Genomic DNA, 26,669 nt, shown 5'->3' with positions numbered 1-26,669 from the left:
CTCGTCGCTGGCTGCCGGTAGACAGGGTGCATGGCTGACCCGGTGGACCTCCAGCTGGCAACGACGGACGTGGAGGCGACCACCGGAGCGGCGCCGGGGGCGCAGGTCACCGTCGAGGTCACCGCGGTGCCCGTGCTCAGCTATGCGCTCGCGCACAACGGCATCGCCGTCGTCTCCCAGCTGGTGCTGACCGGGCGCGACACACCAGTGCGGCACGCCAGCGTCCACGTGGGCGTCCGGGACGCCGAGGGCCCGATCGGCGAGGCCGTCGAGCTGTTCGCCGACATCGACCCCGGCCACACCACGGTGCTCACCGACGTCGGGCTGCGGCTGGACCCGGCGGCGATGCTGCAGGTCGAGGAGCGCCGTCCCGGCTGGCTGTCGGTCCTGGTCGAGAAGGACGGCGAGGTGCTGGGGCGGGCGCGCGTGCCGGTGCAGCTCCTGGCCGCCGCGCAGTGGCTGGCCACCCCCCTGGAGCTGGCGATGGAGATGCTCGCCGCCCACGTGCTGCCCAACCACCCGTCGATCCCCGCGCTGGTCGCCGAGGCGGCCGAGGTGCTGCGCACGGAGACCGGCAGCCCGTCGATCCAGGGCTACCAGTCCGGCCCCGAGCGGGTCGACGCGATCGTGGCCGCCATCTGCGCCGCGGTGCAGGCCCGCAGCGTCCGCTACAGCGAGCCGCCGGCCAGCTGGGCCGACGCCGGGCAGAAGGTGCGCACGCCCGGCGAGGTGCTCGACGAGCGGGTCGGCACCTGCTTGGACCTGGTCGTCGTCCTGGCCGCCGCGCTGGAGCAGGCCGGCATCCGGCCGCTGCTGTGGCTGGTCGAGGGGCACGCCTTCCTCGGCTACTGGCGCGAGGAGCTGTCGGCGCAGAGCTCGGCGATCACCGACGTCGCCAGCCTGGTGAACCTGGTCGACCTGGGGCTGATCCGGCTGGTGGAGACCACGATGCTGACCACCCGCAGCGAGCCGGTCGGCTTCGACGAGCTGCACCGCCCGCCGTACGCGGCCTGGCTCACCGGCGAGCTCGACCGGGTGATCGGCGTCGTCGACGTCTACCGCGCCCGGCGCGACGGCGTCCTCCCGCTGCCGGCCCGTACCCGGAGCGCCGACGGCACCGTGCAGGTGGTCGAGTACCGGCCGGCCGTGCACAGCAGCCCGGCACGCCCGGCCGACAGCGGGACGGCGGCGCCGCTGGATGCTCGTGAGGCAGCCCCGCCCCGGATCGCGCAGTGGAAGAACGCGCTGCTGGACCTGAGCCTGCGCAACCGGCTGATCAACTACACGCCGCGCGCCGGGATCGCGCTGACCGTGCCCGACGCGCAGCTGGGCGCGCTGGAGGACCTGGTCAACGGCGGGACGGCGCTGACCCTGCTGCCCAGCGACCAGCTGGCCGCCGTCCAGCGCGAGCGGGGGCTGCGCTCGGCCCGGGAGCTGCCGCAGGAGCAGCTGGCCGAGCTGCTGCTGGACCGCCGCGGGCTCTACGTCGACGTCCCGGAGGCCTCCTACCTGACCCGGATGCGCGCGCTGGCCTACAAGGCGAAGACGGTGCTGGAGGAGACCGGCGCCAACAACCTGTACCTGGCGCTGGGCAGCCTCGCCTGGGAGCTCGACGGCCGGCCGCTGCGCTCCCCGCTGATCCTGGTGCCCGTCGTGCTGAAGGCCCACTCCCGGTCCGGGGCCTACCGGCTGACCGTGGACGAGTCCGGCACCAGCACGCCCAACTACTGCCTGCTGGAGAAGCTGCGCCAGCTGCACGGCCTGAGCGTGCCCGGCCTGGCCGAACCGACCGAGGACGGCGCCGGCATCGACCTGGACGCCGCACTCCAGGCGATGCGCGTCGCGCTGGCCGAGCAGGGGCTGCCGTACCGGGTCGAGCCGACCGCCGACCTCGCGATCCTGGCGTTCGCGAAGTTCCGGCTGTGGAAGGACCTGGACGAGCACTGGGCGACGCTGAGCGAGAACCCGCTGGTCGCCCACCTGGTGCACTCCCCCACCGACCCGTTCGACGACCCGGTCGCCGAGGACGGCTCGGTCGACCTCGACGAGCTCGCGGCCGCCGTGCCGGTGCCGGCGGACGCCTCGCAGCTGACCGCGGTCGCCGAGGCCGCCGCCGGCCGGACGTTCGTGCTCGAGGGCCCGCCCGGGACGGGCAAGTCGCAGACCATCACCAACCTGCTGGCCCGGGCGGTCGCCGACGGCAAGCGGGTGCTGTTCGTCGCGGAGAAGCGCGCCGCGCTGGACGTCGTCGCCCGGCGGCTGGACGCGGTCGGGATGGGCCCGTTCGCCCTCGACCTGCACGACAAGGGCAGCCGCCCGGCCGTGGTGCGGGCCCAGATCCGGGCGGCGCTGGAGCACGCGGTGCAGGTCGACGAGCAGGGGCTGGCCGCCGACGGCGAGGACCTCCGCTCGGCCCGGCGCTCACTGGCCCGGTATGCCACCCGGCTGCACGAGCCGAACGCCGCGGGCCTGTCGTTGTACAGCGCGCACACCGGCGCGCTCAGCGTGGGCGACTCGGTGGCACCGCTGCCCGTCTCGCCCGCTGCGGTCGGTGGGCTGACCGGAGACGACGTGGCAACGGTGCGGCGCGCACTGGCCGCGCTGCCAGACGTTGCCGACCTGGCCCGGCCCCGACCGGCTCACCCGTGGGGGTTCGTGGACGTCATCGTCGACGCCTCGGCCGCCGCGACCGCCGCTGCTGCGGTCGACTCCGCGTTCACCGAGCTGCTGGGGTCGGCGCGGCTGGCGCCGGTGCTGGCCGCGGTGGGCACGCCTGCTGATCTCGCCGGCCTGGCCCGGGTGCTGGACGGCCCACCGGTCGACGTGACGGTGCTGGACGAGACCCGGTCGGCTCGCTGGCGCATGGAGACGGCCGCGCTGTCGGCCGACGTCGCTGCGTTCTGCGCAGCACCGGGCCTGCACGGCGCCACGCCGGCCGCGTTGGACCTGCCGCTGGCGGACATCGCCGCCGCCGGGGAGGCCGCCGCGCAGTCGGGCTTCTTCGGTCGCAAGAAGCGGCTCATCGCCGTCCGCGACCGGCTGGCTCCGGTGCTGACCGGTGAGGTGGCGCCGAAGGCGGTGCCGGCGCTGGCATCGTCCCTGCTCGCCGCGCAGACGGCGGCGCGGGCGCTGGCCGCCCGGGCCGCGGCGATCCCCGGCCTGCAGGTGCCCGTTGACTGGAACCCGCTGACCGATCCGGGCCTGGTCGACCGGGAGGTCGAGTGGCTGCGGCTGGCCGGTGCGGTGGTCGCGGGCAGCGACGGCTTCCCCGGGGCGCTGCGTGGACTGTTGAGCCAGGGTCCGGCGACCAACCCGGCTGCCGCGGCGGCGGTCGGCCGCGCGGAGGGCGCGCTGCAGCAGCTGCTGGCCGTCTGCCGGTCGACCCCGGAGCAGCTGGTGGCGTGGGCCGGCGCGGACGGGTTGATCACCCGGTGGCAGGCGACCCGCGCCGAGCGCGCGGTCACCGCGCCCGGGGTGCCGTCGCTGCGCCGCTGGCTTGACCTGCTCGCGGCCGTGGAGCCGCTGCGCGCGGCAGGGCTGGGCGAGGCCCGCTCGGCGCTGCTGACCGGCGCGGTACCGGCCGACGACGCCGTCCGCTCCTTCGAGCTGGGGCTGGCCGGGGCGTCGATGACCGAGCGGGAGGAGGCCACCGGGCTGGCCGTCTTCGACTCGCCGGTGCACGAGCGGGCGATCTCCCGGTTCGCGGCGGCGTCCCGGGCGGTGCGCCGGCACCTGACCGCGGCACTGCCCGCCTCCGTGGTGGCGGCGCGGACGTTCGACGTCACCGCGCGCGGGGGCCGGGTGGGTGCGTTGCAGCGGGAGCTGAACCGGCAGCGCGGCGGGCTGGGTGTGCGCGGACTGATCGCCGAGTACGGCGAGCTGATCACCGCCGTCATGCCGTGCGTGCTGGTCAGCCCCGACTCGGTGGCCCGCTTCTTCCCGGCCCGGGCCGGCCTGTTCGACCTGGTGGTGTTCGACGAGGCGTCGCAGATCCGGGTCGCTGACGCGGTCGGCGCGCTGGGCCGGGCGGACGCCGCGGTCGTCGTCGGGGACAGCAAGCAGATGCCGCCGACGTCCTTCGCCGAGTCGACGACGGACGACGACGCGCTGCCCGAGGACCTGGCCACCGCGGTGGAGGACGAGGAGTCGATCCTCTCGGAGTGCGTGCAGGCGCGGGTGCCGCGGCAGTGGCTGTCCTGGCACTACCGCAGCCAGGACGAGTCGCTGATCGCGTTCAGCAACGGCCAGTACTACGAGAACCGGCTGTCCTCCTTCCCGGCGCCGGTGCACGGGCCGGCCTCCTCGGCCCCGGACGGTCGCGGTGTCTCCCTGGTCCGGGTCGACGGCACGTTCCACCGCTCGGGTGCGGGCAAGCTGCTCCGCACCAACCCGGTCGAAGCGGAGGCGATCGTGGCGGAGATCCGCCGGCGCTTCGCCCTCTCCCCCAATGAGCCGCCCTCGATCGGCGTGGTCACCTTCAACGCCCAGCAGCGGGCGCTGATCGATGCACTGCTGCGGGACGCCGGCGACGAGCAGCTGGTCGAGGCGCTGGACCGCACCGACGGCGAGGGCCTGTTCGTCAAGAACCTGGAGAACGTCCAGGGCGACGAGCGGGACGTCGTGCTCTTCTCCACCGCGTTCAGCGCCAACGACCGGGGCCAGCTGCCGCTGAACTTCGGGCCGCTGAACAAGGTGGGCGGGGAGCGCCGGCTGAACGTGGCGATCACCCGCGCCCGGCGACAGGTGGTGGTGTTCTCCTCCTTCGACCCGGCTGAGCTGCGGGCGGAGCAGACGTCGTCGGTGGGGATCAAGCACCTGCGCGCGTACCTGGACCTGGCAGCGCACGGCACCGACGCGCTGCCGCGGGACGCGCGGTTCGCCTCGGTCCCCGACCGGCACCGGGACGAGGTGGCCGACGCACTGCGTGCTCGCGGACTGGTGGTGCGGACCGACGTCGGGCTGTCGGAGTTCAAGGTGGACCTGGCCGTGTCGCTGGCCTCGGCGCCGGATGTACCGGTGCTGGCGGTGCTGCTCGACGGCCCGGCGTGGGCACGGCGGCGGACGGTCGGTGACCGCGACGGGCTGCCGGTGGAGGTGCTCGGCGAGATGCTGCGCTGGCCGGCGGTGGAGCGGGTGTGGCTGCCGGCCTGGCTGGCCGACCGGGAGGCGGTGGTGGAGCGGCTGATCGCGGCCGCCCAGACCCCTCCGACTCCTCCCGCGGTGGAGCCGCTCCCCATCCAGGCCGTGGCGCCCGAGCCGGCGCCCCCTTCAGCGGCTGCGCCGGAGCCGGTAGCGGTCGAGTCGCCGGCGGTGATGCTGGACGGCGAGGAGCCGTTCACGCCGTGGACGCCGAAGGCGGCGGGTGAGCGCAGCCTCCTCGACCAACTGGGCAACCGGCGGGTGGCCGAGCGGGTGGGACGGGTGCTGCAGGCCGGCGCTGACGCCGAGGGGCCGATCCACCTCGACCGGCTGGCCCGGCTCGCGGCCAGCGCGTTCGGTCTGGGCCGGGTGGCGCAGGCGCGCAAGGACGCCCTGACGGCGCTGGTCCCTGCGTCTGTTCGGGACGGTGACTTCGTGTGGCCCGCTGAGCTGGACCGGTCGTCCTGGACCGGCTTCCGCCGTGACCCGGCAGCGACCCGACCGATGGAGCAGGTGGCGCCGGAGGAGATCGGCAACGCGATGGTCGCACTGTGCCGGGCGAGTGCCGGGATGACGAAGGACGAGCTCTTCGCCCAGACGTTGGAGGTGTTCGGCTACCGCCGCCGTACGTCGGCCCAGGTCGCCGTCCTGGAGGCCGCACTGTCGGCGGCGACGTCCGCCGGCCTGCTGATGACCTCGCCGTCCGGACTGCTGACGCCCGGCGCCCGCTGACCCGACCGTCAGCAGCCCAGTGCTGCGGAGCGATGGCGCTGACGTGGGAACCGCCGTGCAGGTAGCGGACGGCGCGCTGCGGCGTCCGCCCGCGCAGCAGCACGGTGTGCACCGGAATCCGTCGATCTGCCGCATGACCTGACCGTGGAGTGGCTGTCGGCGGCCCGTTCGACGTCGGTCCGCGCTGACGGTCCGGCGTCGGGTCAGCGCTCGGGGAGGCGGAACGAGCACCGCGGGCCCGACGATGCGGCGAGCTTGCGGTCCAGCGTCCACAGCGGCGCGTCGAGCTCCTCGGCGAGGGCCACGAAGGCGGCGTCGTAGGAGGTGACCGACGGGTGCAGTTCCCAGACGCGATCGGCGACCAGCTCGAAGGGGAACGTCGTCACCGGTGCGTGCACCAGGTCTTGGTGGGCCAGCGCGGCCACCTCGCGCGCGAGCCGGCCGGCCACCACGGATCTGCGCAGCACGTTCGACACCTCGACGTACAGGTGGGCCGGTGCCACGAGGTCGTTCGCGGCCAGGCCGGCGCGCGCCCACGCGCCGTCCGGCCCCGCGTCCACCAGGGCGGCGACCATGGCCGAGGAGTCGACCACGATTGTCACGGCCGGTCGGCGTCCCGGTCGGTGAGGATGGCCTCGGCCGGGAGCCGCGTGCCCGTCGTCGCCACCCGCTGCTGGACCCGCGCCCACAGGTCCTCCGGGCTCGGCCGGTTCGCCAGCGCGGTCAGCTGCCCGCGGACGTACTCCTGCAGCGACTGGCCGGCCCGGGCGGCACGGGCGGCGAGCTCGTCCCGCGTCTCGTCTGGAACGTCGCGGATGGTCATGGACACCGACACGCATGCAGAGTAGCAGCGAGGGCAGCATTATGAGCTCACCCGTGACCCGGGCAGCTCACGGCGCCGTCAGGCCGTTGTTCAGGATCGAGCGAGGCGACTCCGGTCGCCGACGCCGCAGAGCGCCCAGAAGCGGCTGCGCCGAGCCCCGTGCTGCCCCTCCCCCGGGATCCGGCTCAGCGCGCGGTCGAGGCGGGACCACAGTGCCGGGTCCGCCAGCAGTCGCGGCAGGTCCTCGATGCCGAGGATCCCGTGCGCGACGAGGGTCCGGGCGTAGCGCAGCGCGGCGTCCGCCTTGGTCACGCCGCCTCGCGTCGACGTCCGCTGCCTGTTCTGCGCGGCGGCCTCCAGCGCGTGCTCGTCCGGGAAGCGGGTGAGCAGGCGAGGCAGCGGGTGGCTGTCGGCACCCGACGGGGAGTCCGCGAACAGCGGGCCCGTCGCGACAGGTTCGAGAACCCGGCGCACCAGCGGCACGACGACCCGGTCGTGATCGGCGCCCACGCTCCAGACGGCATCGAGGACGCAGGCGGACAGGCTGGTCCACCGCTCGATCCGCGGCGGCACCGGCGTGTCGGCGATCCGCCGGACGCGGTCCGGCGTGGCCTCGACCTCGTCGTCGAACAGTGACGGTGGCGCAGCGTCCACGCGTGCATCCCTCCCTCGGCCTCGCCGGTTGCAGCGAGCCGATCCAGGGTGCCGGACGAGCCGGCGGGTTCGCGGCTGACACACCAGCCGACCGCTACGCCGTCCCCACCTCGACCGGCTCCCCCATCGGCAGCCAACGGAACCGCCGCCGGACGTCGTCCGGCGCCTGCGCCAGCTGCCGCTCGACCGCGGCGCGGCCCTGCACGAAGTGGCTCCAGCCCTCGTAGTGCACCGGGACGACGACCCGCGCGTCCAGCTGCGCGGCCAGCCGGGCCGCCTGCCGGCCGGTCATCGAGTACCGCAGCGGCCCGGTGACCGGAAACCGCACGCCGCCCAGGTGCAGGACAGCGACGTCAACCCGCAGCCGCTCGGCGACCTCCCGCAGCCCACGGAACAGCACGGTGTCGCCGGAGATCCACAGCGAGCCGCCGTCCCAGCGCAGCGCGAAGCCGACGACGTCCCCGGTGACCGGGCGGCTCAGCGGCGGGCCGTGCCGCGCGGGCGTCGCGGTCACCTCGACGTCCGGGCGTCCAGGGGCGATGAGCACCGTCGACTCCCCCGGCCGCAGCCCGCGGGCACCCAGCCGCCGCCCGCCGGACGCCGTCGTCACGATCACCGGCACCGAGGGCAGGAACGCGCGTCCGGCGTCGTCCAGGTTGTCGGCGTGGTGGTCGTGGGTGAGCAGGACGGCGTCGACCGGCAGCAGGTCGGCGGGCTGCAGCGCGGGGCCGGCGACCTTGCGCGACCCGGTGCCCCAGCCGAAGCGGTAACGCCGTCCCGGTGGGTCGAAGGTCGGGTCGGTGAGGATGCGCCAGCCGGCGACCTCGACGAGCAGGGTGGGCCCGCCGACGTGGGTGAGCCTCACTGCGCACCGGTGACCGGCCGCACCCCCATCGCGTGGGCGAGCGCCCAGTCGAGCACCTCGTCGGCGATCCGCTCCCAGCCCGGCGCGGCCGGGAGCAGGTGCGGGTAGCCGGGCTCGTCGCGGACCTCGGTGACGGTGTCGCCCTTGTAGTGCGCGGCGTTCGAGCGCTGCACCGACGGCGGCATGATGTGGTCCTCACCGCCGGAGACGAACAGCAGCGGCGGGCGGTTCGGGTTCCTGTAGTCGACGTGGGCGTCCTGCGGGCCGGGCATGAAGTTGGCCAGCACCGAGCTCCACAGGATCGACCCGGGTGCCGGGATGGCGTACCGCTCGTGCAGCCGCCGCGACTCCTCGCCGTCGAAGGTGTTGGTGAAGGCGTAGTGCCACTGCTCCTCGCTGAGCGGGACGGCGCGGTGCCGGTTGGCCGGGTTCTTGAACGCCGTCCACGTCGACCGCAGCTGCGACAGCGGCAGCACGCGCACGCCCTCGGTGGGCGCGGAGTTGAGCGCGACGCCGACGGCGCCGAACCCGCGGTCGAGCAGCAGCTGGGTGATGGTGCCGCCGGCCGAGTGGCCGATGAGGATCGGCGGGTGATCGAGCTCGCCGATGACGCCGGCGAGGTGGTCGACGATCTGCGGCAGCGTCACCTCGGCGACCGGCGTCGGGTCGGCGTTGAGCGCCTCGACCTCCACCTCGAAGCCCGGGTAGGCAGGCGTGAGCACGCGGAAGCCCTTCGCCTCGTAGTGGCTCTTCCACTGCTCCCAGCTGCGCGGAGTCACCCAGAAGCCGTGGATCAGGACGATGGTGTCGGGGGCGGACGACGCGGTCATGGCGGTCTCCTCGCTGGTGGACGACGGATGCGAGGGACCCTGGCAGCGCGCACCACCCCCGGATCGGCTGTGCGTGCAGGCCTGTGGTCTGTGCGTGCCGGAAGCGCTTCCCCGACGTTTGCGGTTCTGCCACGCTCGGCGGAGTCATCACGGGAGTCGCCGATGCTGTTGCTGGACACACGCACCGTGCCCCGCGCCGACCGGGCCGAGGCCTTCCGCGCCGCGATGCAGGAGGCCTCTCTGCCCTGCCGCGTCGAGCAGCGCACGCCACCCGAGCGCATGCACGCCCGGATGCACCTCGTGCCGCTGGGCCGGGCGGCGGTGTTCACCACCGACGCGTCGGCGTTCGGGCTGGTGCGCACGCCGCGGCACGTGCAGCAGGACGGCCCGGCCGTCATCGCGATCGCCTACCAGGCGGCCGGCTGCGGTGAGTACGCGCAGCTGGGCCACGAGCAGCTGGTGCAGGGCCGCGACCTGATGCTGGTCGACCTGACGGCGCCGTACGCGTTCGGCTGCGCGGTGGGCGGTGGGTCGCGGTCGCTGATGGTGCCGCACGAGCAGCTCGCGCTGCCGGTGGACGTCGTCCGGCGGGCCGTGCCGCGGCTGCGGGCCAGCCCGCTGCACGACCTGGTGCGCCAGCACCTGGAGGAGGTGTGCGGCCGAGCCGAGCAGCTGGCCGGCGACCCGGGTGCGGCGTCCCTGGGGACGGCGACGGCGGAGCTGGTGCGCGCGCTGATCGTGTCGGCCGCCGGCGGGGTGCGGGACCGCGAGGCGGTGCGGGAGGAGACGCTGCTGACCCGGGTGCGGACGTACGTGGGTCAGCACCTCACCAACCCGGCGCTGACGCCGGCGACCATCGCGGCGGCGCACAACGTGTCACTGCGGCAGCTGTACCGGCTGTTCAGCGACGCGGGGCTGAGTCTGGAACAGGAGGTGATCGGGCAGCGACTGGAGCTGGCCCGGGCACAGCTGGTCTCCCCCGCCGGCCGGCGACGGTCGATCGCCGCCACGGCGCGGGCGTGCGGGTTCACCGACGCCAGCCACTTCGCGCGCCGGTTCCGCCAGGCGTTCGGCGTCAGCCCTCAGGAGTGGCAGCGCCCGATCGCCGGCTGAACCGCCTCCAGCTCGGCGTTCGTCGAGGCGGAGCTGGAGGCACCGCAGCCATCGCCGACAGAGCCAATGACCGTCAACGCATCGGCGCCCGCCTTCTCGTCCTCGCGTCCTGAGAACTGATCAAGCCGTCACCGCCAGCCAGCTTGTGGCAGGTCCACTGACGACCCGGCCATCGAAATGTCTGACGCCGGATGCTCGCGCCGCTACGTGGGGCCGCGTGTCCGTCTCGCCGGGATGGCACGTCGGTGAGACGGTGCTGCGAGCAGCGGTGGTGGAGCTGCAGGGCGACGGGGGTCTCAGACAGTGCTGGACGACACACAAGTGCGCAGCGCGATGTTCGATCATCTTCGGCGCCTCACCGAACTGCATCCCGAAGGTGTGCGCTCGGCGGACCTGAACACCTTCGCTGTCGGCGGTCGCGCGATGAAGCTGGTCGTCCAGCCCGGCATCTGGAAGCCAGCAGAGCTGGACGCCGCGCTAACCATCCGCACGACCTTCACCGCTCCGAACCAGATGCCGCCGTACCAGGACGACATCGCGGCGGGCGGCCTGATCAAGTACGCCTACCGCGGCACCGACTCGAACCACTCGGACAATCGCGCCCTCCGCACGGCGATGCAACAGCAGCGGCCGCTCGCCTACTTCATCGGGGTGGCGAAGAGCGTCTACCAGGCCCACTTCCCGGTGTTCATCGTCGGCGAGCGACCGGAACAGCACGCGTTCCTGGTCGCGGTCGACCAGGCTCAGCGCCTGGTCGACCCCGAGCTGGTGGAGAAGCTGACCCCAGATCGTCGGTCGTACCTGGAGCGGCTGACCCGCGTGAGACTCCACCAGCCGGTGTTCCGAGCCCGGGTGCTGCAGGCATACGAGACGCAGTGCGCCATCTGCCGGCTCAAGCACGCCGACCTGCTGGACGCGGCCCACATCGTCCGGGACGCCGACGAGGGTGGTCTGCCGGTCGTCCCGAACGGGCTCGCGTTGTGCAAGATCCACCATGCCGCCTACGACCGGAACATCATCGGCGTACGCCCCGACCTGGTCATTGACGTGCGGCGGGACATCCTGGCCGAGGTCGACGGGCCGATGCTCAAGCACGGCATCCAGGAGATGGCCGGCGTGCGCATCACGGTGCCCCGCCAGCGGACCGCCCAGCCGGACGGGGCCCGCCTGGAGCAGCGCTACGAGGAGTTCCGCGCCGCGAGCTGAGCTGGTCAGGCGCTTCCCGGTGCTCCCCCCGGAGTTGGTCGCTTCCTGTTCCACAGCACGTGCGCCTCCAGCAGACCCAACAGCTCGTCCTCGAAGGCGGCTGCCTCGGCTTTAGTCGCTCGTTCCACCCAACAGACATGCACGTTGGCCCAGGACAGCGCGGCCCGGGCCCAGTCTTTGGTGCGTTCCGCCCGCCCTGTCTCCAGCCAGTGCAGCCGCTGCCGGACAAACGCCGGGTCGGCCAACGCGCGGTCCAGTGCCGCCTCCCCAAGGCCGCTGACGGCCCCCCTGCCCCGGGCGTAGACCCCGAGCCGCCCGCGGAGCCCGGGCTGACTGTGTACTCGTTCCCCGGCGTGTCCGACGTACAGCAGCTCGCCGGTAGCGCCCCTCCGCCCGAGATAGACGCCGGGACGCGGTGGCGCCATGAGTGCGGCCTGCGCCAACGACTCCCAGGAGGACCAGTCCGCCCGCGGCCACACGACATCGATGGCGTCGCCCATGTCCTCAGGCTAGGTAGGCGCAGGTCACACCAGCACCATCGGTCGGTGACAACCCCGTCTCCGTGGGTGAGACTTCCGGACGCGGTCGGCTCGTGGCTGACGGCGGTCGAGAAGCGGGGAGTAGAGCTCTTGCAGGGTTTCGAGGGCAAGGTCCAGTTCGTATGGCAGGTCGCCGACCTGCTGCGCGGCGACTACAAGCCAGCCGAGTACCGCGGCGTGATCCTGCCGCTGCTGGTGCTGCGTCGGATGGACGCCGTCCTGGCCGACACCAAGGACGCCGTGCTCAAGCGGGCCGACCAGCTGGCGGGGGTCACCGACACCCCAGACCTGCTGCTCAAGCAGGCCACCGGCGGCCTGCCCTTCTACAACACCAGCAAGCTGAGCTTCGCCACACTGCTCGACTCCCCCAACACCCTGGCCGACTCGCTGCGCGCCTACATCGGCGCCTTCTCCCCCGGCGCCGCCACCGTGCTGGAGAAGTACCGCTTCGACGAGCAGATCAGCCGGCTCGACGAGGCCGGCCTGCTCTATCAGGTGCTCGGCAAGTTCGCCGACCTCGACCTGCACCCCTCGGTCGTTCCCAACCACGCCATGGGTTACGTCTTCGAGGAGCTGCTGCGGCGTTTCTCCGAGCTCTCCAACGAGACCGCGGGCGAGCACTTCACCCCGCGTGAGGTCATCCGGCTGATCGTGGACCTGCTACTGGCGGAAGACGGCGACGTCCTCACCGGCAAGGCACCGGTCCGCTCCATCTACGACCCGGCGTGCGGCACCGGCGGCATGCTCAACATCGCCGACCAGTGGCTCACCCGCCGCAACCCCGCCGCGCGGCTGGAGATGTTCGGCCAGGAGCTCAACCCCGAGACCTGGGCCATCGCCCGGTCCGACCTGCTCATCCAGGGTCAGGACCCCGATCGCATCGTGCTGGGCAACACGCTCACTGCCGACGGCCACGCCGACAAGCGCTTCGACTACCTGCTGGCCAACCCGCCGTTCGGCGTCGACTGGAACAAGTCGGCCGCCGCGATCCGTGCCGAGGCCTCGCAGCCCGGCGGCCGGTTCTCCGCTGGCCTGCCCCGGGTCTCCGACGGCAGCCTGCTGTTCCTGCAGCAGATGATCGCCCGGATGAAGGCACCGGAGGACGGCGGCTCCCGAGTCGCCATCGTGTTCTCCGGCAGCCCGCTGTTCGCTGGAGCGGCCGAGTCCGGCGAGAGCAACATCCGTCGCTGGATCATCGAGAACGACTGGCTGGAAGGCATCGTCGCGCTGCCGGATCAGCTGTTCTACAACACCGGCATCAACACCTACGTGTGGATCGTGACCAACCGCAAGCTCCCCGAACGCCAGGGCAAGGTGGCTCTGATCGACGCGCGTGGCGAGTGGTCGAAGATGCGCAAGTCGCTGGGCGACAAGCGCAAGTACCTCGACGACGACCACATCGCCGAAGTCGCCCGGCTCTACGCCGCCAGCGCCCAAGGCTCCACCGACGAGCGGGTCAAGGTCTTCAACAACGACACCTTCGGCTTCCGCCGGATCACCATCGAGCGGCCGCTGCGCCGCCGCTTCCATGTGACCGCGGAGGCGGTCGAGCAGGTCGAGCGCACCAAGCCGGTTGTGGCCCTACTCAGTGGGGACGACGACGCGCACAAGACCCACGAAGCCGTACTCGGCGCGTTGCGCGACCTAGACGGCGCGATCGAGGACAATGAGAAGGCTTTCACTAAACGGCTGCTCAACGCCTGTACCGCACGCGGGCAGATCGGGCTGACGCCGGCGCTTAAGAAGGCGGTGCTGACTGCGGCAGCCGAGACAACCCCCGAGGCGCCACTCGTTCTCGATAAGGCCAGCTCGCCGCTGCCCGACCCGGACCTGCGGGACAGCGAGAACGTACCGCTGACCGAGGACGTCGATGCCTACGTCGGGCGTGAGGTGTTGCCCCACGTACCCGACGCCTGGGTTGATCACACGAAGACGAAGATCGGCTACGAGATCCCTTTCACCCGCTTCTTCTATAAATACACTCCGCCAAGGCCACTCGCGGAGATCGACGCTGAGCTGGACGCGGTAGAAGCAGAGATTCAGGAAGCACTTGCGGGATTGCAGCGATGACCTGGCGAAGGACCAAACTTAAGCACCTGGCGGCGACTCCCATCGTGAATGGACTTGGGGAAGCGGCCCAAGATGGCGACCCCTCTTGGCCTCGCTACGTACGAACGACCGACATCAGTTCTCCCACTAGCCTGGACCCCAGCAAGCGCGTCACGCTACCCCCGGCCATTGCACAAGGTGCAGCGTTACAACGTTGGGACTTACTGCTGTGTGCTGCAGGGTCCCTTGGTAAGACTTACCTGCATGTCAGCGATGAATCGGCATGCTTTGCGGGCTACCTAGTTCGGTTTCGACCCAAGGTTGAAGTTGCAAATCCACGATTTGTGAGTTACTGGAGCCAATCTCAGGCATTTCTCGATCAAGTCGCTGTGGGTGCTGTTCGATCAACTATCGACAACTTCTCTGCAGGGAAATACCGCGACATGACTGTCGCCGTCCCGAATCTTGACGAGCAGCGGCGGATCGCCGACTATCTCGACGACCAGGTCGCCCGCCTAGACTATCTTCGCGCACTGAGGTCAAATCAGTCGCAGCTTCTCCAGGCCCGCCTTGCGGACCTCCGCGAGACGCTTGTAGAAACGGGCCTACCAACTATACCCCTGAAAGAGTTGACTTCTCGCACGCGGTCCATCAATTACGGGGTGCTCATGCCAGGACCCGAAGCTGAAGGCGGAATTCCATTGGTTGAGGCTGGTGACGTGATGCGTGGCGCCATACAGGTGGACTCCCTGCGACGGACGGCCCCTGAGATTGAGCTCGAGTTCCGTCGATCTCGCTTGGAGAGTGGGGACTGTGTCATGGCTATCCGCGGAAGTATCGGAGCCGTCCAGACCATCCCTCCCCTGGGCGAGACAGTCAACGTGACCAGAGATGCCGCGCGCATTGTTCCCTTGCCCGGACGAGTTCGATCAGAGTTCCTCCGCCAGGCCGTGAGTACGAGACGTGCACAAGACTGGCTCAGACTCCGCGCAGGTGGGGCCGCCGTGAAAGGTATCAACATTGCAGACCTCCGTCGACTGCCGATGCCTTGCCCGACCCTGGACGAACAGCTGCGCATCGAAAGTCAGTTGATCGAAGCCGAGCGCGACAACCTGCGAGCCCAGCAGCTCGTAACAGAGTTCGACCGGCTCATCGTGGAGCGGAAGCGGGCGTTGATTTCCGCCGCAGTCACCGGGCAGTTCGATGTCAGCACGGCTCGGAGCCTGGCCTGATGGCCGGCACTAACGAGGCCGCCTTCGAGGCCGCCATCGAGGCGCACCTACTCGCCCACAGCTGGCGGCCCGGCTCTCCCACCAACTACGACGTCGCGCTCGGGCTCGACCCGGTGCAGTTGTTCGGCTTCCTGGACGAGACCCAGCCCAAGGAGCTCGCCAGGCTCACCACCCAGCTCGGCGCGACCACCGAGGCTAAGGTGCTGCAGCGGATCGCCAGCGAGTGCGACGCGATGGGCGTCGTCCACGTGCTGCGTCGTGGGGTCCGGATGAACGGCGTCCACTTGCGGCTGGCGTTCTTCCGGCCGACCACCGCGCTGACTCCCGACCTGGCCGCGAAGTACGCCGCCAATCGCGCGCTGGTCTACCGGCAGCTGCACCACAGCGAGTCGTCACCGCACCAGAGCCTCGACCTAATGCTCGCCCTCAACGGCATCCCGGTCGCCACCGCGGAGCTCAAGAACCAGTTCACCGGGCAGACTGTCGAGTACGCGAAGGCCCAGTACCGCGACCCGGCCCAGCGCAACCCCAAGGACCGCATCTTCGCCCGTCGAGCGCTGGCGCACTTCGCCGTCGACCCCGACCTGGTCTTTCTCACCACCCGGCTGGACGGCCCAAGGACGATCTTCCTGCCGTTCAACCAGGGGTCGAACGGCGCCGGCCGCAACGGCGGCACCGGCAATCCGGTCAACCCACACGGCCACCGCACCGCGTACTTGTGGGAGCAGGTCTGGGCGCGGGACACCTGGCTGGACCTGCTGCACCGCTTTGTGCAGGAAAACGCGAGCAGCAAGACCCGCAGTGTCCTGTTCCCGCGTTACCACCAGTGGCAGGTCGTCCAGAAGCTCACCCAGCACGCGGCCACCCACGGGGCCGGGCACTCCTACCTCCTGCAGCACTCCGCCGGGTCGGGGAAGTCCAACTCGATCGCCTGGTTGGCCCACCGCCTCGCCGACCTGCACACGCCCGGCGACGCAGCCGAGCTGGCCGAAGGCGCGACCATCGGCGTCGACACGCTGGTGTTCGACAAGGTCGTCGTCATCACCGACCGCAAGGTGCTCGACCAGCAGTTGCAGGCCACCATCTCCGGAGTCGAGCACGTCCCGGGCCTGCTGAAGCGGATCGACGGCAGCTCCGAACAGCTGCGCGACGCGCTCACCGACACCCAGACGAAGATCGTCATCACCACGCTGCAGAAGTTCCCGGTGATCGCCTCGACCCAGCTGGAGGACAAGCGGGTCGCTGTCATCGTCGACGAGGCGCACTCCTCCCAGTCCGGCGACGCCGCGCAGAGTGTGAAGAAGGTGCTCGGCGCGGCGTCCGACCCCGACGACGAGGAGGTCGACGGGCAGGACGCGCTCGCCGCCGAGGTTGACGCCGTCCTGACATCCGCCCGGGCCCGCGGCAAGCAGGGCAACCTGTCGTTCTTCGCCTTCACGGCAACGCCAAAGACCAAGACGCTGCAGCTGTTCGGGGAGCGCCGGAGGGACGACCCGACGCAGTACCAGGCCTTCCACCTGTACTCGATGCGACAGGCGATCGATGAGGGCTTCATCCTGGACGTCCTCGTGCACTATCTGACGTACAAGCGCTACTACCGGCTGGCCAACGGGCTCACCAGCGACGACCCCGAGGTAGAGAAGAGCAAGGCGTCGGTCGCTCTCGCGCGGTTCGTCGACCTGCACCCGTCCAACCTGGAGCAGCGCGCCGAAATCATCGTCAAGCACTTCCAGGCCGTCACCGCCGGCAAGATCGGCGGCCGCGGCAAGGCCATGGTGGTCACCCGCAGCCGGCTGCACGCCGTCCGTTACGTGCAGGCCATCCGTGCCTACCTGGACAAGCACGCGATCTCCGACGTCCACGCGTTCGTCGCGTTCTCCGGGTCTCTCACCGACCCGGACGCCGGCGCAGGCACCCCGGTCACCGAGTCTGCACTCAACGGATTCCCGGAGTCGCAGACCAAGCAGCGCTTCCACGACGACGGGCAGCTGTTGATCGTCGCGGAGAAGTACCAGACCGGGTTCGACGAGCCGCTGCTGCACACGATGTACGTGGACAAGCGGCTGGCCGGGGTGAAGGCGGTGCAGACGTTGTCCCGGCTCAACCGGACCGCCCCGGGCAAGGAGGACACCTTCGTCCTGGACTTCGTGAACACCGCGGAGCAGATGAAGGAGGAGTTCGCGCCGTTCTTCGAGACCACCTGGACCGAGGAGACCGACCCGAACCTGCTTTACAACCTGCTCACCCGGATCGAGTCGCATGCGGTCATCCACCCCGACGAGCAGCAGACTGCCGTGGCGGCCCTGCTCGCGGGCAGCTCCGCGACGCACGCCGTGGTGTCGGCGAACGTCGACCCGGCCGTCGTCCGCGCGCACGACCTGCCCGAGCACGAGCTGACCGAGCTCCGGGACGCGCTCAAGGCATTCGTGCGGGCGTACGCCTTCCTCGGCCAGGTCGTGCCGTTCACCGATCCGGAGCTTGAGTCGCTGTACCTGTACGCCAAGCTGCTGCTGGCGAAGATCAAGGCGCCAGGGCCGACCGGTGGCGAGATCGACCTAGGTGACACGGCGCTGGAGTTCCTGGGTCACCAGAGCGGAACGCTGAGCTCTGGGAGCAACGTCGCGGGAGAGGACGACGGCGAGATCGCCGGCTTCACCGGCGGCGGGCGCGGCAGCTCGGTGGAGGAGGCACTGAAGGTCCGCCTGTCGGAGCTCATCCAGCAGTTCAACAGCCTGTTCGACATCGACATCTCCGAGCAGGACGCGCTGGAGATCTACATCGGGCTGCCCAGCGCGCTCTCGGACGACCCTGCGGTACAGCAGCGCGCCGCGGACAACACCGAAGAGCAGTTCGGGTTGACGCTCAAGCACGACCAGATGGTCGGGGCGCTCTACGACCGGCAAGAAGCATCGATGCAGCTGCTCAAGCGGCTGCTGGAAGACCCGCAACTGGCCCAGGCGGCGTGGCAGGTCGTGATGCCGGAGACCTACCGGGCAGCCCGCCGCAAGCACGCGGACAACGCGGCGTGACGAACACCCGGCTGAGGGCAGCGTCATGAGCAATGAGATGTGGGTGGTCCGAGCAGGCTTGAAGGCCCGCTTCGCTCAGGAGTTCATCGAAAACTCCTACGTGGCGATCAGCTTCGTCGACTTCGCGCCAGATGATCTGGCGCGTACCGAGGAGGAGACGATCAAGGCACGGGTGACGTCCCCGGCAGACCGTAGCCACGCGAATCAGCTGATCTCGTTCGCGTACCGGATCTCGGTCGGGGACATCGTGATCGTTCCTCGACTGACCAACGCGAACCGGGACTACCTCGTCGCTCGCATCACTGGGCCCTACCAACACGTGCCCGATGCCCCGCTCTCCGGTCCCCATCGGCGGGCGGTGGAGTGGCTGGGGCGCTTTCAGCGAGATGACATCAGCGAAGCAGCTGGCAACACGATGGGTTCGTTGTCGACGGTCTTCCGCCCGACCGCTGTGGAGGCCGAGTTCCGTGGCTTCCTGACGGCACTTGAACCGTTGGCTTCGAATGGCGCTTCCCAGCGCCCCGCGTCGACACCGGCGACCCTGCGCGGACACGAGGCCTCTGACGTGCGCATCGCGCCGGCCCCCCGGCCACGAGCGGTCGCCCAGCTCGACATCGAGCTCGACGGCCAAGGCCGCGCACGAATCACCTGTCCGCACCCGGCCCTGGCCATGGAGCAGACACCACGACACGTCGACCCGGGGAGCGACTGGGCCGGCGTCCCTGGCATCTACGTCCTCACCGGCACCGACTTGCAGCAGTCGTCAGCCCGGACGGGCAACGAGCGGACTCTGACGACCACTCTGATCGTTCGTCCGTGGGCCTACGTCGGACTCAGCGAGGACTTCCTGGGGCGCCTCAGCAGTCATCGCCAGTCCAAGCCCGAGTGGCGGCGAGCACTACTGGTACGCAGCGGCGGGCAGCAGCAGTTCAGCAGCGACGACATCAAGTACCTCGAACAGAAGGTTCACGCCGTCCTCGAAGAGACCGGCGAGGTCTTGCTTGCACAGACGACGCCGCGCGGCAACTTGTCCGCGAGACCTCGATACCCGTCGATGCTCGACGACTGCGCCGACACAGTGGTCGCTGTCCTGCGTCTGACCGGAACGTTGATATAGCCACCGCCAGTACTCATCGGGGCTGGCTCGCTCGGCGATGGCGCCTCCGCCAGTACCCTTGCCGGGGCGGGACATGCCGAGTGACAGTGAGGAGACCAGCGTGGCGGGCAAGGCCTTCAAGCCGAACAAGCAGGGCCTCGACGCCCTCCAGAGGGAGCTCACCAAGGAGATGGCGCGTCGCCCCATCCGTGTCCCGATCGTGGCCGAGTCCTCTGGGGTGCCGCGCTACATCGTGCGTGGGCAGGAGCTCGCGGCCACCGCCCAGACGGTGTACAACGGCCCGGTCGTCATCAACAACGGCGATGGCGTCCAGGTGGCCGTGAACGCCGAGAACGTCCAGCAGGTGCAGTCCAACGCCCGCGCGGTGCCCGACGAGTTCGCCGAGCTCGCTGAGATGCTCGGCGCCGTGCTCGCTGGCCTCCCGGACCAGCCCCTCTCAGAGGAGGACCGCGAGCTGGCCGAGGAGGGCGCCCGGGAGGCGCTGGAGGAGATGGTCCGGGACGAACCGCGGGTGCCAGTGATTCGCCGGGGGGCTGCCGCAGTGCGCGCGGCACTTCGCTCGCTCGTCGGTGCTGGCGCGGCCGGCGCCGCGGATGCCGTCACTGCCTCGACCGAGCAGTGGGCCACGGGCGGCATCCAGGCGCTCACTCAGGCAATCGAGCAGCTCGGCTGACTGCGAGCCTGGCCAGGACGGCTCTTCGGTGATGGGCCGGTGCTGTCCAACCCGCACTGGCCTGTCTGGGCGCCCGCGAGCTCGGCGTCGAGGGCCCTTCGGAGCTGCTCCCCGGCGATTGGGCATAGTGACCGACCGCCTTTCGCGACCTGCCACAGCTTCCGGTCGCCGCCTTTCACAGCCCAGATGCAAGCCGCCACCGCGGCCGACTCTGCCGGCACCGAGGAGCTGACCCTGTCGGTTGCAGCATCGAGCGCCGATCGACCGACCTAGCTGCTCCGACAGCTTGGGTGCCCGGCGCCGAGCCCACCCTCAGTCGCGGCGCGGGACGCGCTTCCGGCAGACGACCAGGGCCGAGATGCTGGCCACCGCGGCGACCATCACCCAGAAGGCCGGGGCGGCGTCGTTGCCGGTGGAGCCGAGCAGCCACTGCGCCACCAGCGGGGTGAACCCGCCGAAGATCGCGACGCCGATGTTGTAGCCCACCGCCATCCCGGTGGCCCGCACCCGGGTCGGGAACAGCCCGGCCATCAGCCCGCCCAGCGGCCCGAAGTAGGTGCCCTTGAGCAGCGCCATGACCCCGACCACCAGCACCAGCACGCCCACCCCGGGCGCGGCCACCATGAACGAGAACAACCCGTAGATGAGCACCAGCACCGCCGCGGCCGCCGGCAGCATCAGCGGCACCGGCCCGAACCGGTCGGACAGGTGCCCGGACAGCGGCGTCACCAGCAGCAGCACCACCGCGCCCACCACCGTCGCGATGAAGCCCGAGGACGACGGCAGCTCCAGGGTGTCGATCGCGTAGGTCGGGATGTAGGTGATCATGTAGTTCAGGCAGGTGGTCGCCGCCAGCGCGCCGATGGTCAGCAGCACCGCCACCTTGTGCTCGCGCAGCACGTCCCGCACCGGCGTCTTCACCCTGGTGTCGGCCAGCGCCTCGGCCGTCGGCTCGGGCTCGGGCACGTGCCGGCGGATGTAGATGCCCACCGGGCCCACCAGCAGCCCGACGATGAACGGGATGCGGAAGCCCCACGAGTCGAGCGTCTCCTCGCTCATCGTCGTGGTCAGCACGGTGCCCAGCACCGCGGCGATCAGCGCGCTCGCCGCCTGGCTGGTGAACTGCCAGCTCGCGGCGAACCCGCGCCGGCCCGGCAGGTGCTCGACCATCATCGCCGTCGCGCTGCCGAACTCACCCCCGGCGGCGAAGCCCTGGATCAACCGCGCCACCAGGATGCCGATCGAGGCGAGCACGCCGATCGAGGCGTACGTCGGCATGATGCAGATCAGCAACGTGCCCAGCACCATCAGGCCCAGCGAGAGCGACAGCGCCGGCGTCCGCCCGGCCCGGTCGGCGTAGCCGCCGAGCACCATCGCCCCGATCGGCCGGATCAGGAACGACACCGCGAACGTGCCCAGCGTCAGCAGCAGCCCGACCGCCGGATCGCTGTTGTCGAAGAACGCCCGCGAGATGTACACCGCGAAGTAGCTGTAGACGGCGATGTCGTACCACTCGAGGGCGTTGCCGACGCACGCCGCGGTGATCACCCGCGCCGCGCTCGGTGCCGGCTTCGCCGCCGGGCTGCTCGGGGCAGAGCTGGTCGCGGTCATGGTGCGTTCCCCTCGTCGTCGGAAGCTGCCGGCGGCCAGCTGGTGAGCTCACCGAGGTCCCACCACAGCCCGGCCATCACCTGCAGCGCCTCACGCACCAGTGGCGCGGGCAGGTGCTCGTCGGGCGCGTGCTGCGCGCACCCCGGGTAGGAGTGCGGCACCCACACGGTGGGCAGGCCCAGCACCTCCACGAAGGGGTTGTTCGGCAGCGAGCCGCCCAGGTTGGGCAGCAGCGCCGGCGGCCGGCCGGTGCTGCGCTCTAGGCTGGCCAGCGTCCAGGCCACCCAGGGGTCCTGCGGGTCCAGCCGGGTCGGCGCCATCACGTGCTCGACCTCGACCTCGACGTCGGCGAAGCCCCGCTCCACCAGGTGCGCCCGGACGGCGTCCCCCACCCCCGCGACGTCGGTGCCGACGACGCAGCGCAGCTGGCAGTGGGCCCGGGCCGACGGCGGGATCGCGTTGACCGGCCCGTCCGGGTCGCCGGCCTTCATCGCCAGCACCTCCAGGGTGTTCCAGCCGAACAGCCGCTCGCTCGGGGTCAGCCCCGGCTCGCCCCACTCCGGGTCCAGCCGAGGGCTGTCCGGCCCCTGGTCCACCGGGATGTCGGCCAGCGCGCGCCGCACCGGCTCCGGGACGCCCTCCGGGCGCAGCGCCTCGACCAGCAGCCGGCCGTGCGCGTCGACCAGGGCGCCCAGCGCGTGCGCCAGCCGGATCGCCGGGTTCACCAGCACCCCGCCCCAGTTGCCCGAGTGGTGCGCCTCCTCCCGGGAGTGCACCCGCAGCGTCAGGTTCACCGACCCCCGGGTGCCGAGGAACACCGTCGGCCGGTCGGCGGCCACCCGCGGCCCGTCCGAGCCGATCAGCAGGTCGGCGGCCAGCAGCTCCGACTCCCGCGCGCACAGCTCGGTCAGGCCAGGCGAGCCGAACTCCTCCCCCATGTCCAGCAGCAGCGTGACGTTGTAGCCCAGCCGGCCACCGCGGGCGGCGAGCACCTGCTCCAGCGCGACCAGGTTCACGGTGTGCTGGCCCTTGTTGTCGGCCACCCCGCGGCCGTACCAGCGCTCGCCGTCCACGGTGACCTGCCAGGGGTCCAGGTCGTCGCGCCACTGGTCGGCGTGCGCGGGCTGCACGTCGCCGTGGCCGTAGGTGAGCACGGTGGGCAGCTCGTCGTCCTCGACGCGGGTGGCGACCAGGAACCGGTGCCGGGGGGACACCGGGTTCTCCAGGATCCGGGCCGTGAAGCCCATCGCCTCGACCGCCGGCACGATCTCCTCGTCGAGGTAGGCGCGCAGCGCGCCCTCCCGCTCGGGGAAGGCGCTCTCGGAGGGGTGGGCCACCCGGCGGCGCAGCTGGGCGAGGAAGTCCCCGGAGTCGAAGACGGCGGTGGCGCCGTCCAGGGCTGCACGTCGCGTCATGCCCCGGAACGCTGTCAGGGGCAGGACGACAGGGACAACAGCTGGCCCCTGCCGATGATCGAGCACCCGCGTTGCCGCAGCGGCAACGGTGCAGCTCGCTAGCGTGGTCGCGTGCCCCTGGTCGATCCTGCGCTGACCTACTTCCTCGCCGTCTACGGCACCTCCTCGGTCAACGAGGCGGCCCGGCGGCTGTACGTGGCGGCGTCGGCGGTCAGCCGCCAGCTCACCCGGCTCGAACGCGAGCTGGGCACGCCGCTGTTCGAGCGGCAGGCCACCGGGATGGTGCCCACCCCGGCCGGGCACGCCTTCGCCGGGTACGCGCGGCGCGCGGTGGCCGACGCCACGGCCGTGGCCGACGAGGTCCGCCAGCGCCGCACCCCCGGACCGGTCATCCGGATCGCGGCCAGCGACGGCCCGGGGCACGACCTCATCCCCCGGGTGGTCGCCGGGTTCCGCCGTCGCCGTCCCGACGTCCAGTTCGCCCTCGCCGTCACCGCTCCCGGAGTGGCCACCCAGCGGGTCCGGGACGGCGCCTGCGACCTCGGGGTGACCTTCACGATCGTCGCGGACGCCGACGTGCGCGTGCTGCACGCCCAGCCCGCCCCGCTGACCGCCGTCGTGGGCACCGGCTCGCCGCTCGCCGGTCGCGCCTCGGTCCCGCTGGCGGAGCTCGCCGGGCTGCCGCTGGTGCTGCCGTCCACGTCCACCACCAGCCGGGCCCTGGTCGACCTCGCCTGCGCCGCCGCCGGCTGCCTGCTCGACCCGGTCTTCGTCTGCGACGCCTCCGAGGCCGCCCTCCGCTTCGTCCGAGACGCCGACGCCGTCGCGATCCTCGGCGCGGTCTCGCTGCCGACCGACGCGGAGGGGCTGGTGGCGGTGCCGCTGGAGGGCGCCGAACTGTCCCGGCGCACCCTGCAGGTGCAGGCCCAGGCCGGCCGGCGGTTGCCGCCGGTGGTGGAGAGCTTCGCCGACGACCTGGCCGCGGCGCTGCTCGTCGCGGGGGCCTGACCTCTCGCTCATCGCAGCTCAGGCTCCTGATGCGGTCGGGAGCGGGACATCACGCGTCGCCGCGCGCTGCGTTCCGCCAGCGTTTGCGGGCATCGCGCACGAACGGGTGCAGCGGGTGGGTGGCGTTGTCGGCCTGGTTGAGCGGCGGCTCCAGTCCACCACGCAGATAGACCTTCACAACCTCGACGACCGTCAAAGGATCGCGTGTGATGCTTTAACAGTCGGCGCCGTCATGAAAGGTTGTCCTCATGGCGATCTGGCTGGATGCGGAGTGGGAGCACGCGGACCTCAGCATGGTCCCTCGAGCCGACCGACAGTTCGACTCCTACCGGCAGTACGCGCCCGACCTGGTCACCACCCGCCCGCTGGGCATGTCTCGCGACACCGCTCAGCGAGCCACCGTCGCAGAGCGAGCCGTCCGTGAACTGGGCACCGGACCCGGAGCCCAGGGACTCGAGGGGTTGTCGCGCTTCCTCCTCCGCTCCGAGGCCATCGCCAGCTCGCTGATCGAAGGGATCACCCCCTCCCCACAGCAGGTGGCCCTGGCCGAGCTCGCCCAGGACGAGGACGTTCGTGGCTTCAGTGACCAGGCCCGGCTGGTGGCGAACAACATCACCATCCTCCGCCGGGCCGGTGACGACCTCGCGTCCGCGGCGCAAGTCACGGTCGCCGACATCGAAGCGCTGCACCGGGCACTGCTGCCCGAGGAGAAGCATCACGGCCTCCGCGACGTGCAGAACTGGGTGGGTGGGTCGAACTGGCACCCGCTGTCCGCCGACTACGTCCCTCCGCCACCCGAGCTCGTTCCCGACCTGATGGCCGACCTCGTCGACTACATGAACGGATCGGTGCACGCACCGCTCGTCCAGGCCGGCATCGTGCACGCGCAGTTCGAGACGATCCATCCGTTCACCGACGGCAACGGCCGCGTCGGCCGAGCTCTCATCCACACCGTGCTCACCCGCCGCGGCCTGACTCCCAGCGCCGTCCTCCCCGTCAGCCTGGTGCTGGCCACGCTGCGCCGCGGCTACGTCGACGGCCTGACCGCCTACCGGTACTCGATGTCGCCCGACAGCCCGGAGGCGGCCGCGGCCGTCACCGCCTGGCTGGACGTCTTCCTCGACGCGACGACGGTCGCCGCCGAGCAGGCACGGGCCTTCGTCGGGCAGGTCGCTGAACTGCAGACGGAGTGGGAGAAGAAGCTGGCCGACCACCGGACTGCGCACGGCCTCCGGGAGACGCCACGAACCGACTCGGCGACGTACAGGCTGCTCCGTACGCTGCCCGAGGTCCCCGTCCTCACCGCACGCACGGCGCAGCGGCGGTTGGGCGTCTCGTTCCCACCCGCCCGGGCGGCCCTGGAGGAACTCGCGGACGCCGGGATCCTCTCGCGCCGATCGGTGGAACGCGGGACGACCGGCTACACCGCCACCGATGTCTTCTCCCTCGTTACACACGCCGAGCGGCAGCTGGCGAGCACCCGGTGGGACACCCGGATCTCCGAACCCAACCGGCCCGTTCCCGCTGTGCCCCGAGACTGACCGGCGGCGCAATCGCTCCCCTACGCATCGCCACGTGCCTGCTCGCGCCACTGCTTCCGAGCGTCCCGCAGGTACGAGAACAGCGGGTGGGTGGCGTTGTCGGCCTGGTTGAGCGGCGGCTCCAGCTCGGCGATGACCGCGGCCTCCAGCGTCCACGGCTCCGGGTGCTCGGCCCAGGTCAGCCGCAGCTTCTCCCCCATCCACTCCGACAGCCGGAGCTCGTCGGCGTTCACCAGCACCGGCCGCGTCGTCCACCGGCTGCGCCAGCCCTGCTGCTCGCTCAGCAGCGCCGCGAGCGAGCGGCGCAGCGTCGAGGAACCCGTCGTCCCGCGGACGTGGTCACCCACCACCCGGCTGCGCAACGTGGCCTGCGACGCCGCCCCGTTCGGCGCGATGCCCACGTACAGCAACTGCAGCGCGACTTCCGGGTGCCGCGGCCCGGAGATGCCGGGCAGCGCGCCGAACCGCCCCCACCAGGCGTAGAGCCCGGGCGCAGCCGGGAGCTCGACCTTGACCTGCTCCAGGGAAACCGGCTCCGAGCGGAGCGCGGCGGTCACGTCGTCCATGCTCCCCAGTCAACGGCACGACGCGATCAGCCTGTGGACGACGCCAGCGGGAACGGGCCGCTGCGCGGCAGAGTCCTCGGCCATGGAGACCCGACTGCACCCTGACGTCCCGGTGACCAGCGACGCCGAGCTCACCGCTCGGTGGCAGGGCCTGCTGGCACTCGACGGGCCGCCGTCCCAGCGCCGGCTGTTCCTGGCCTGGCTGCGGAACGACGGCACGATGGTCCACCTGCTCATCCCGGTCGAGGAGCTCCCGGCCGAACCCGACCGGGCGGTGATCGGCGCGCTCGCCGATCTGCACTCCGTGGTGGTCGACACCGAGGACGTCGACCCGCTGGACCTGCACCTGGCCATGTGCCTGGAGCGGCCCGGGCCCACGCAGCCCACCCCGGACGACGCCGCCTGGTGCACCGCCCTCGAGTCGATCGTGCGCGGGCGTGATGGTCTCGACTGCAGCCTGCACCTCCACGACGGGAAGACCACCGTTCCGCTCCTCCCCCGCCGCGCGTGGCCCGGCGCATGAGACG

General features: G+C 71.3%; 21 protein-coding genes. 11 read left to right on the top strand and 10 right to left on the bottom strand.

Annotated features, from left to right (window positions below):
* The first annotated feature begins 30 nt into the window (after nucleotides 1-30).
* Entirely contained in the window at nucleotides 31-5,871 is a 5,841-nt protein-coding gene (locus Q1A09_RS19940) for a DUF4011 domain-containing protein (protein ID WP_299959137.1), read from the top strand.
* Nucleotides 5,872-6,074: 203 nt separating this feature from the next.
* Here Q1A09_RS19940 and Q1A09_RS19935 read toward each other — a convergent pair whose 3' ends face one another.
* The 5 genes from Q1A09_RS19935 to Q1A09_RS19915 all read right to left on the bottom strand — a co-directional run bounded on the left by Q1A09_RS19935 (nucleotide 6,075) and on the right by Q1A09_RS19915 (nucleotide 9,043).
* Nucleotides 6,075-6,473 carry a type II toxin-antitoxin system VapC family toxin gene (locus tag Q1A09_RS19935; protein WP_299959134.1) on the bottom strand — a complete coding sequence of 133 codons (399 nt, stop codon included), beginning with the start codon at nucleotides 6,471-6,473 and terminating at the stop codon, nucleotides 6,075-6,077.
* Nucleotides 6,470-6,706 (bottom strand): FitA-like ribbon-helix-helix domain-containing protein, encoded by a 237-nt coding sequence (locus tag Q1A09_RS19930; protein WP_299959132.1) that lies wholly within the window; start codon nucleotides 6,704-6,706, stop codon nucleotides 6,470-6,472. Before Q1A09_RS19930 ends, Q1A09_RS19935 begins: the two co-directional genes overlap by 4 nt.
* A gap of 78 nt (nucleotides 6,707-6,784) precedes the next feature.
* On the bottom strand, nucleotides 6,785-7,348 hold the full coding sequence (locus Q1A09_RS19925) for a hypothetical protein (RefSeq protein WP_299959130.1): 564 nt from the start codon (nucleotides 7,346-7,348) through the stop codon (nucleotides 6,785-6,787).
* A 94-nt stretch (nucleotides 7,349-7,442) separates the two neighbouring features.
* Nucleotides 7,443-8,213 (bottom strand): MBL fold metallo-hydrolase, encoded by a 771-nt coding sequence (locus Q1A09_RS19920; protein WP_299959128.1) that lies wholly within the window; start codon nucleotides 8,211-8,213, stop codon nucleotides 7,443-7,445.
* Nucleotides 8,210-9,043: an alpha/beta hydrolase gene (locus Q1A09_RS19915; RefSeq protein WP_299959127.1), complete on the bottom strand. Its 834-nt coding sequence runs from the start codon at nucleotides 9,041-9,043 to the stop codon at nucleotides 8,210-8,212. The genes Q1A09_RS19920 and Q1A09_RS19915 overlap by 4 nt, the downstream gene beginning before the upstream one ends.
* 162 nt (nucleotides 9,044-9,205) lie before the next feature.
* Here Q1A09_RS19915 and Q1A09_RS19910 point away from each other — a divergent pair, with 162 nt between their 5' ends.
* Entirely contained in the window at nucleotides 9,206-10,156 is a 951-nt protein-coding gene (locus Q1A09_RS19910) for a helix-turn-helix domain-containing protein (RefSeq protein WP_299959125.1), read from the top strand.
* Between the two features lie 303 nt (nucleotides 10,157-10,459).
* Nucleotides 10,460-11,362 (top strand): HNH endonuclease, encoded by a 903-nt coding sequence (locus tag Q1A09_RS19905; protein WP_299959124.1) that lies wholly within the window; start codon nucleotides 10,460-10,462, stop codon nucleotides 11,360-11,362.
* 5 nt (nucleotides 11,363-11,367) lie between these two features.
* On the opposite strand, the gene Q1A09_RS19900 is transcribed toward Q1A09_RS19905, so the two are convergent.
* Entirely contained in the window at nucleotides 11,368-11,862 is a 495-nt protein-coding gene (locus Q1A09_RS19900) for a hypothetical protein (protein WP_299959121.1), read from the bottom strand.
* 66 nt (nucleotides 11,863-11,928) lie between these two features.
* Here Q1A09_RS19900 and Q1A09_RS19895 point away from each other — a divergent pair, with 66 nt between their 5' ends.
* The 5 genes from Q1A09_RS19895 (at nucleotide 11,929) to Q1A09_RS19875 (ending at nucleotide 20,001) form a co-directional block, all read left to right on the top strand.
* Nucleotides 11,929-13,971: a class I SAM-dependent DNA methyltransferase gene (locus Q1A09_RS19895; protein WP_299959118.1), complete on the top strand. Its 2,043-nt coding sequence runs from the start codon at nucleotides 11,929-11,931 to the stop codon at nucleotides 13,969-13,971.
* 983 nt (nucleotides 13,972-14,954) lie between these two features.
* Nucleotides 14,955-15,182, top strand: a complete 228-nt coding sequence (locus Q1A09_RS19890) for a restriction endonuclease subunit S (RefSeq protein ID WP_299959115.1) — start codon at nucleotides 14,955-14,957, stop codon at nucleotides 15,180-15,182.
* Nucleotides 15,182-18,211: a type I restriction endonuclease subunit R gene (locus Q1A09_RS19885; protein WP_299959112.1), complete on the top strand. Its 3,030-nt coding sequence runs from the start codon at nucleotides 15,182-15,184 to the stop codon at nucleotides 18,209-18,211. Before Q1A09_RS19890 ends, Q1A09_RS19885 begins: the two co-directional genes overlap by 1 nt.
* Before the next feature lie 25 nt (nucleotides 18,212-18,236).
* Entirely contained in the window at nucleotides 18,237-19,328 is a 1,092-nt protein-coding gene (locus Q1A09_RS19880; protein ID WP_299959109.1) for a hypothetical protein, read from the top strand.
* A gap of 100 nt (nucleotides 19,329-19,428) precedes the next feature.
* Nucleotides 19,429-20,001: a hypothetical protein gene (locus Q1A09_RS19875; protein ID WP_299959106.1), complete on the top strand. Its 573-nt coding sequence runs from the start codon at nucleotides 19,429-19,431 to the stop codon at nucleotides 19,999-20,001.
* 312 nt (nucleotides 20,002-20,313) lie between these two features.
* On the opposite strand, the gene Q1A09_RS19870 is transcribed toward Q1A09_RS19875, so the two are convergent.
* The gene (locus Q1A09_RS19870; protein ID WP_299959101.1) at nucleotides 20,314-21,612 is read right to left on the bottom strand and encodes an MFS transporter; all 1,299 of its coding nucleotides are present in this window, start codon (nucleotides 21,610-21,612) and stop codon (nucleotides 20,314-20,316) included.
* Nucleotides 21,609-23,027 carry a M20 family metallopeptidase gene (locus Q1A09_RS19865; RefSeq protein ID WP_299959098.1) on the bottom strand — a complete coding sequence of 473 codons (1,419 nt, stop codon included), beginning with the start codon at nucleotides 23,025-23,027 and terminating at the stop codon, nucleotides 21,609-21,611. The genes Q1A09_RS19870 and Q1A09_RS19865 overlap by 4 nt, the downstream gene beginning before the upstream one ends.
* A gap of 111 nt (nucleotides 23,028-23,138) precedes the next feature.
* On the opposite strand from Q1A09_RS19865, the gene Q1A09_RS19860 reads away from it, so the two are divergent.
* Nucleotides 23,139-24,035, top strand: coding sequence for a LysR family transcriptional regulator (locus Q1A09_RS19860; RefSeq protein ID WP_299959095.1), 897 nt, complete (start codon nucleotides 23,139-23,141; stop codon nucleotides 24,033-24,035).
* Between the two features lie 49 nt (nucleotides 24,036-24,084).
* Here Q1A09_RS19860 and Q1A09_RS19855 read toward each other — a convergent pair whose 3' ends face one another.
* On the bottom strand, nucleotides 24,085-24,231 hold the full coding sequence (locus tag Q1A09_RS19855) for a hypothetical protein (protein ID WP_299959093.1): 147 nt from the start codon (nucleotides 24,229-24,231) through the stop codon (nucleotides 24,085-24,087).
* A gap of 52 nt (nucleotides 24,232-24,283) precedes the next feature.
* On the opposite strand from Q1A09_RS19855, the gene Q1A09_RS19850 reads away from it, so the two are divergent.
* Nucleotides 24,284-25,576, top strand: a complete 1,293-nt coding sequence (locus Q1A09_RS19850) for a Fic family protein (RefSeq protein WP_299959090.1) — start codon at nucleotides 24,284-24,286, stop codon at nucleotides 25,574-25,576.
* Nucleotides 25,577-25,596: 20 nt separating this feature from the next.
* On the opposite strand, the gene Q1A09_RS19845 is transcribed toward Q1A09_RS19850, so the two are convergent.
* Entirely contained in the window at nucleotides 25,597-26,142 is a 546-nt protein-coding gene (locus Q1A09_RS19845) for a GIY-YIG nuclease family protein (RefSeq protein ID WP_299959087.1), read from the bottom strand.
* An 82-nt stretch (nucleotides 26,143-26,224) separates the two neighbouring features.
* Here Q1A09_RS19845 and Q1A09_RS19840 point away from each other — a divergent pair, with 82 nt between their 5' ends.
* Nucleotides 26,225-26,665: a hypothetical protein gene (locus tag Q1A09_RS19840; RefSeq protein ID WP_299959085.1), complete on the top strand. Its 441-nt coding sequence runs from the start codon at nucleotides 26,225-26,227 to the stop codon at nucleotides 26,663-26,665.
* Nucleotides 26,666-26,669: the final 4 nt, after the last annotated feature.

Origin of the sequence: uncultured Modestobacter sp., from assembly GCF_947486615.1 — a bacterium.
GTDB lineage: Bacteria > Actinomycetota > Actinomycetes > Mycobacteriales > Geodermatophilaceae > Modestobacter.
The sequence above is the reverse complement of the archived record's forward strand: the minus strand, read 5'-3'. Positions and strand labels throughout refer to the sequence as shown.

What these genes read in the sequence shown, in the direction of transcription:
- Q1A09_RS19900 (WP_299959121.1), bottom strand. Translation starts at nt 11,862, where the DNA reads ATGGGCGACGCCATCGATGTCGTGTGGCCGCGGGCGGACTGGTCCTCC.
- Q1A09_RS19850 (WP_299959090.1), top strand. Translation starts at nt 24,284, where the DNA reads ATGGCGATCTGGCTGGATGCGGAGTGGGAGCACGCGGACCTCAGCATG.
- Q1A09_RS19910 (WP_299959125.1), top strand. Translation starts at nt 9,206, where the DNA reads ATGCTGTTGCTGGACACACGCACCGTGCCCCGCGCCGACCGGGCCGAG.
- Q1A09_RS19880 (WP_299959109.1), top strand. Translation starts at nt 18,237, where the DNA reads ATGAGCAATGAGATGTGGGTGGTCCGAGCAGGCTTGAAGGCCCGCTTC.
- Q1A09_RS19940 (WP_299959137.1), top strand. Translation starts at nt 31, where the DNA reads ATGGCTGACCCGGTGGACCTCCAGCTGGCAACGACGGACGTGGAGGCG.
- Q1A09_RS19885 (WP_299959112.1), top strand. Translation starts at nt 15,182, where the DNA reads ATGGCCGGCACTAACGAGGCCGCCTTCGAGGCCGCCATCGAGGCGCAC.
- Q1A09_RS19840 (WP_299959085.1), top strand. Translation starts at nt 26,225, where the DNA reads ATGGAGACCCGACTGCACCCTGACGTCCCGGTGACCAGCGACGCCGAG.
- Q1A09_RS19870 (WP_299959101.1), bottom strand. Translation starts at nt 21,612, where the DNA reads ATGACCGCGACCAGCTCTGCCCCGAGCAGCCCGGCGGCGAAGCCGGCA.
- Q1A09_RS19865 (WP_299959098.1), bottom strand. Translation starts at nt 23,027, where the DNA reads ATGACGCGACGTGCAGCCCTGGACGGCGCCACCGCCGTCTTCGACTCC.
- Q1A09_RS19915 (WP_299959127.1), bottom strand. Translation starts at nt 9,043, where the DNA reads ATGACCGCGTCGTCCGCCCCCGACACCATCGTCCTGATCCACGGCTTC.
- Q1A09_RS19845 (WP_299959087.1), bottom strand. Translation starts at nt 26,142, where the DNA reads ATGGACGACGTGACCGCCGCGCTCCGCTCGGAGCCGGTTTCCCTGGAG.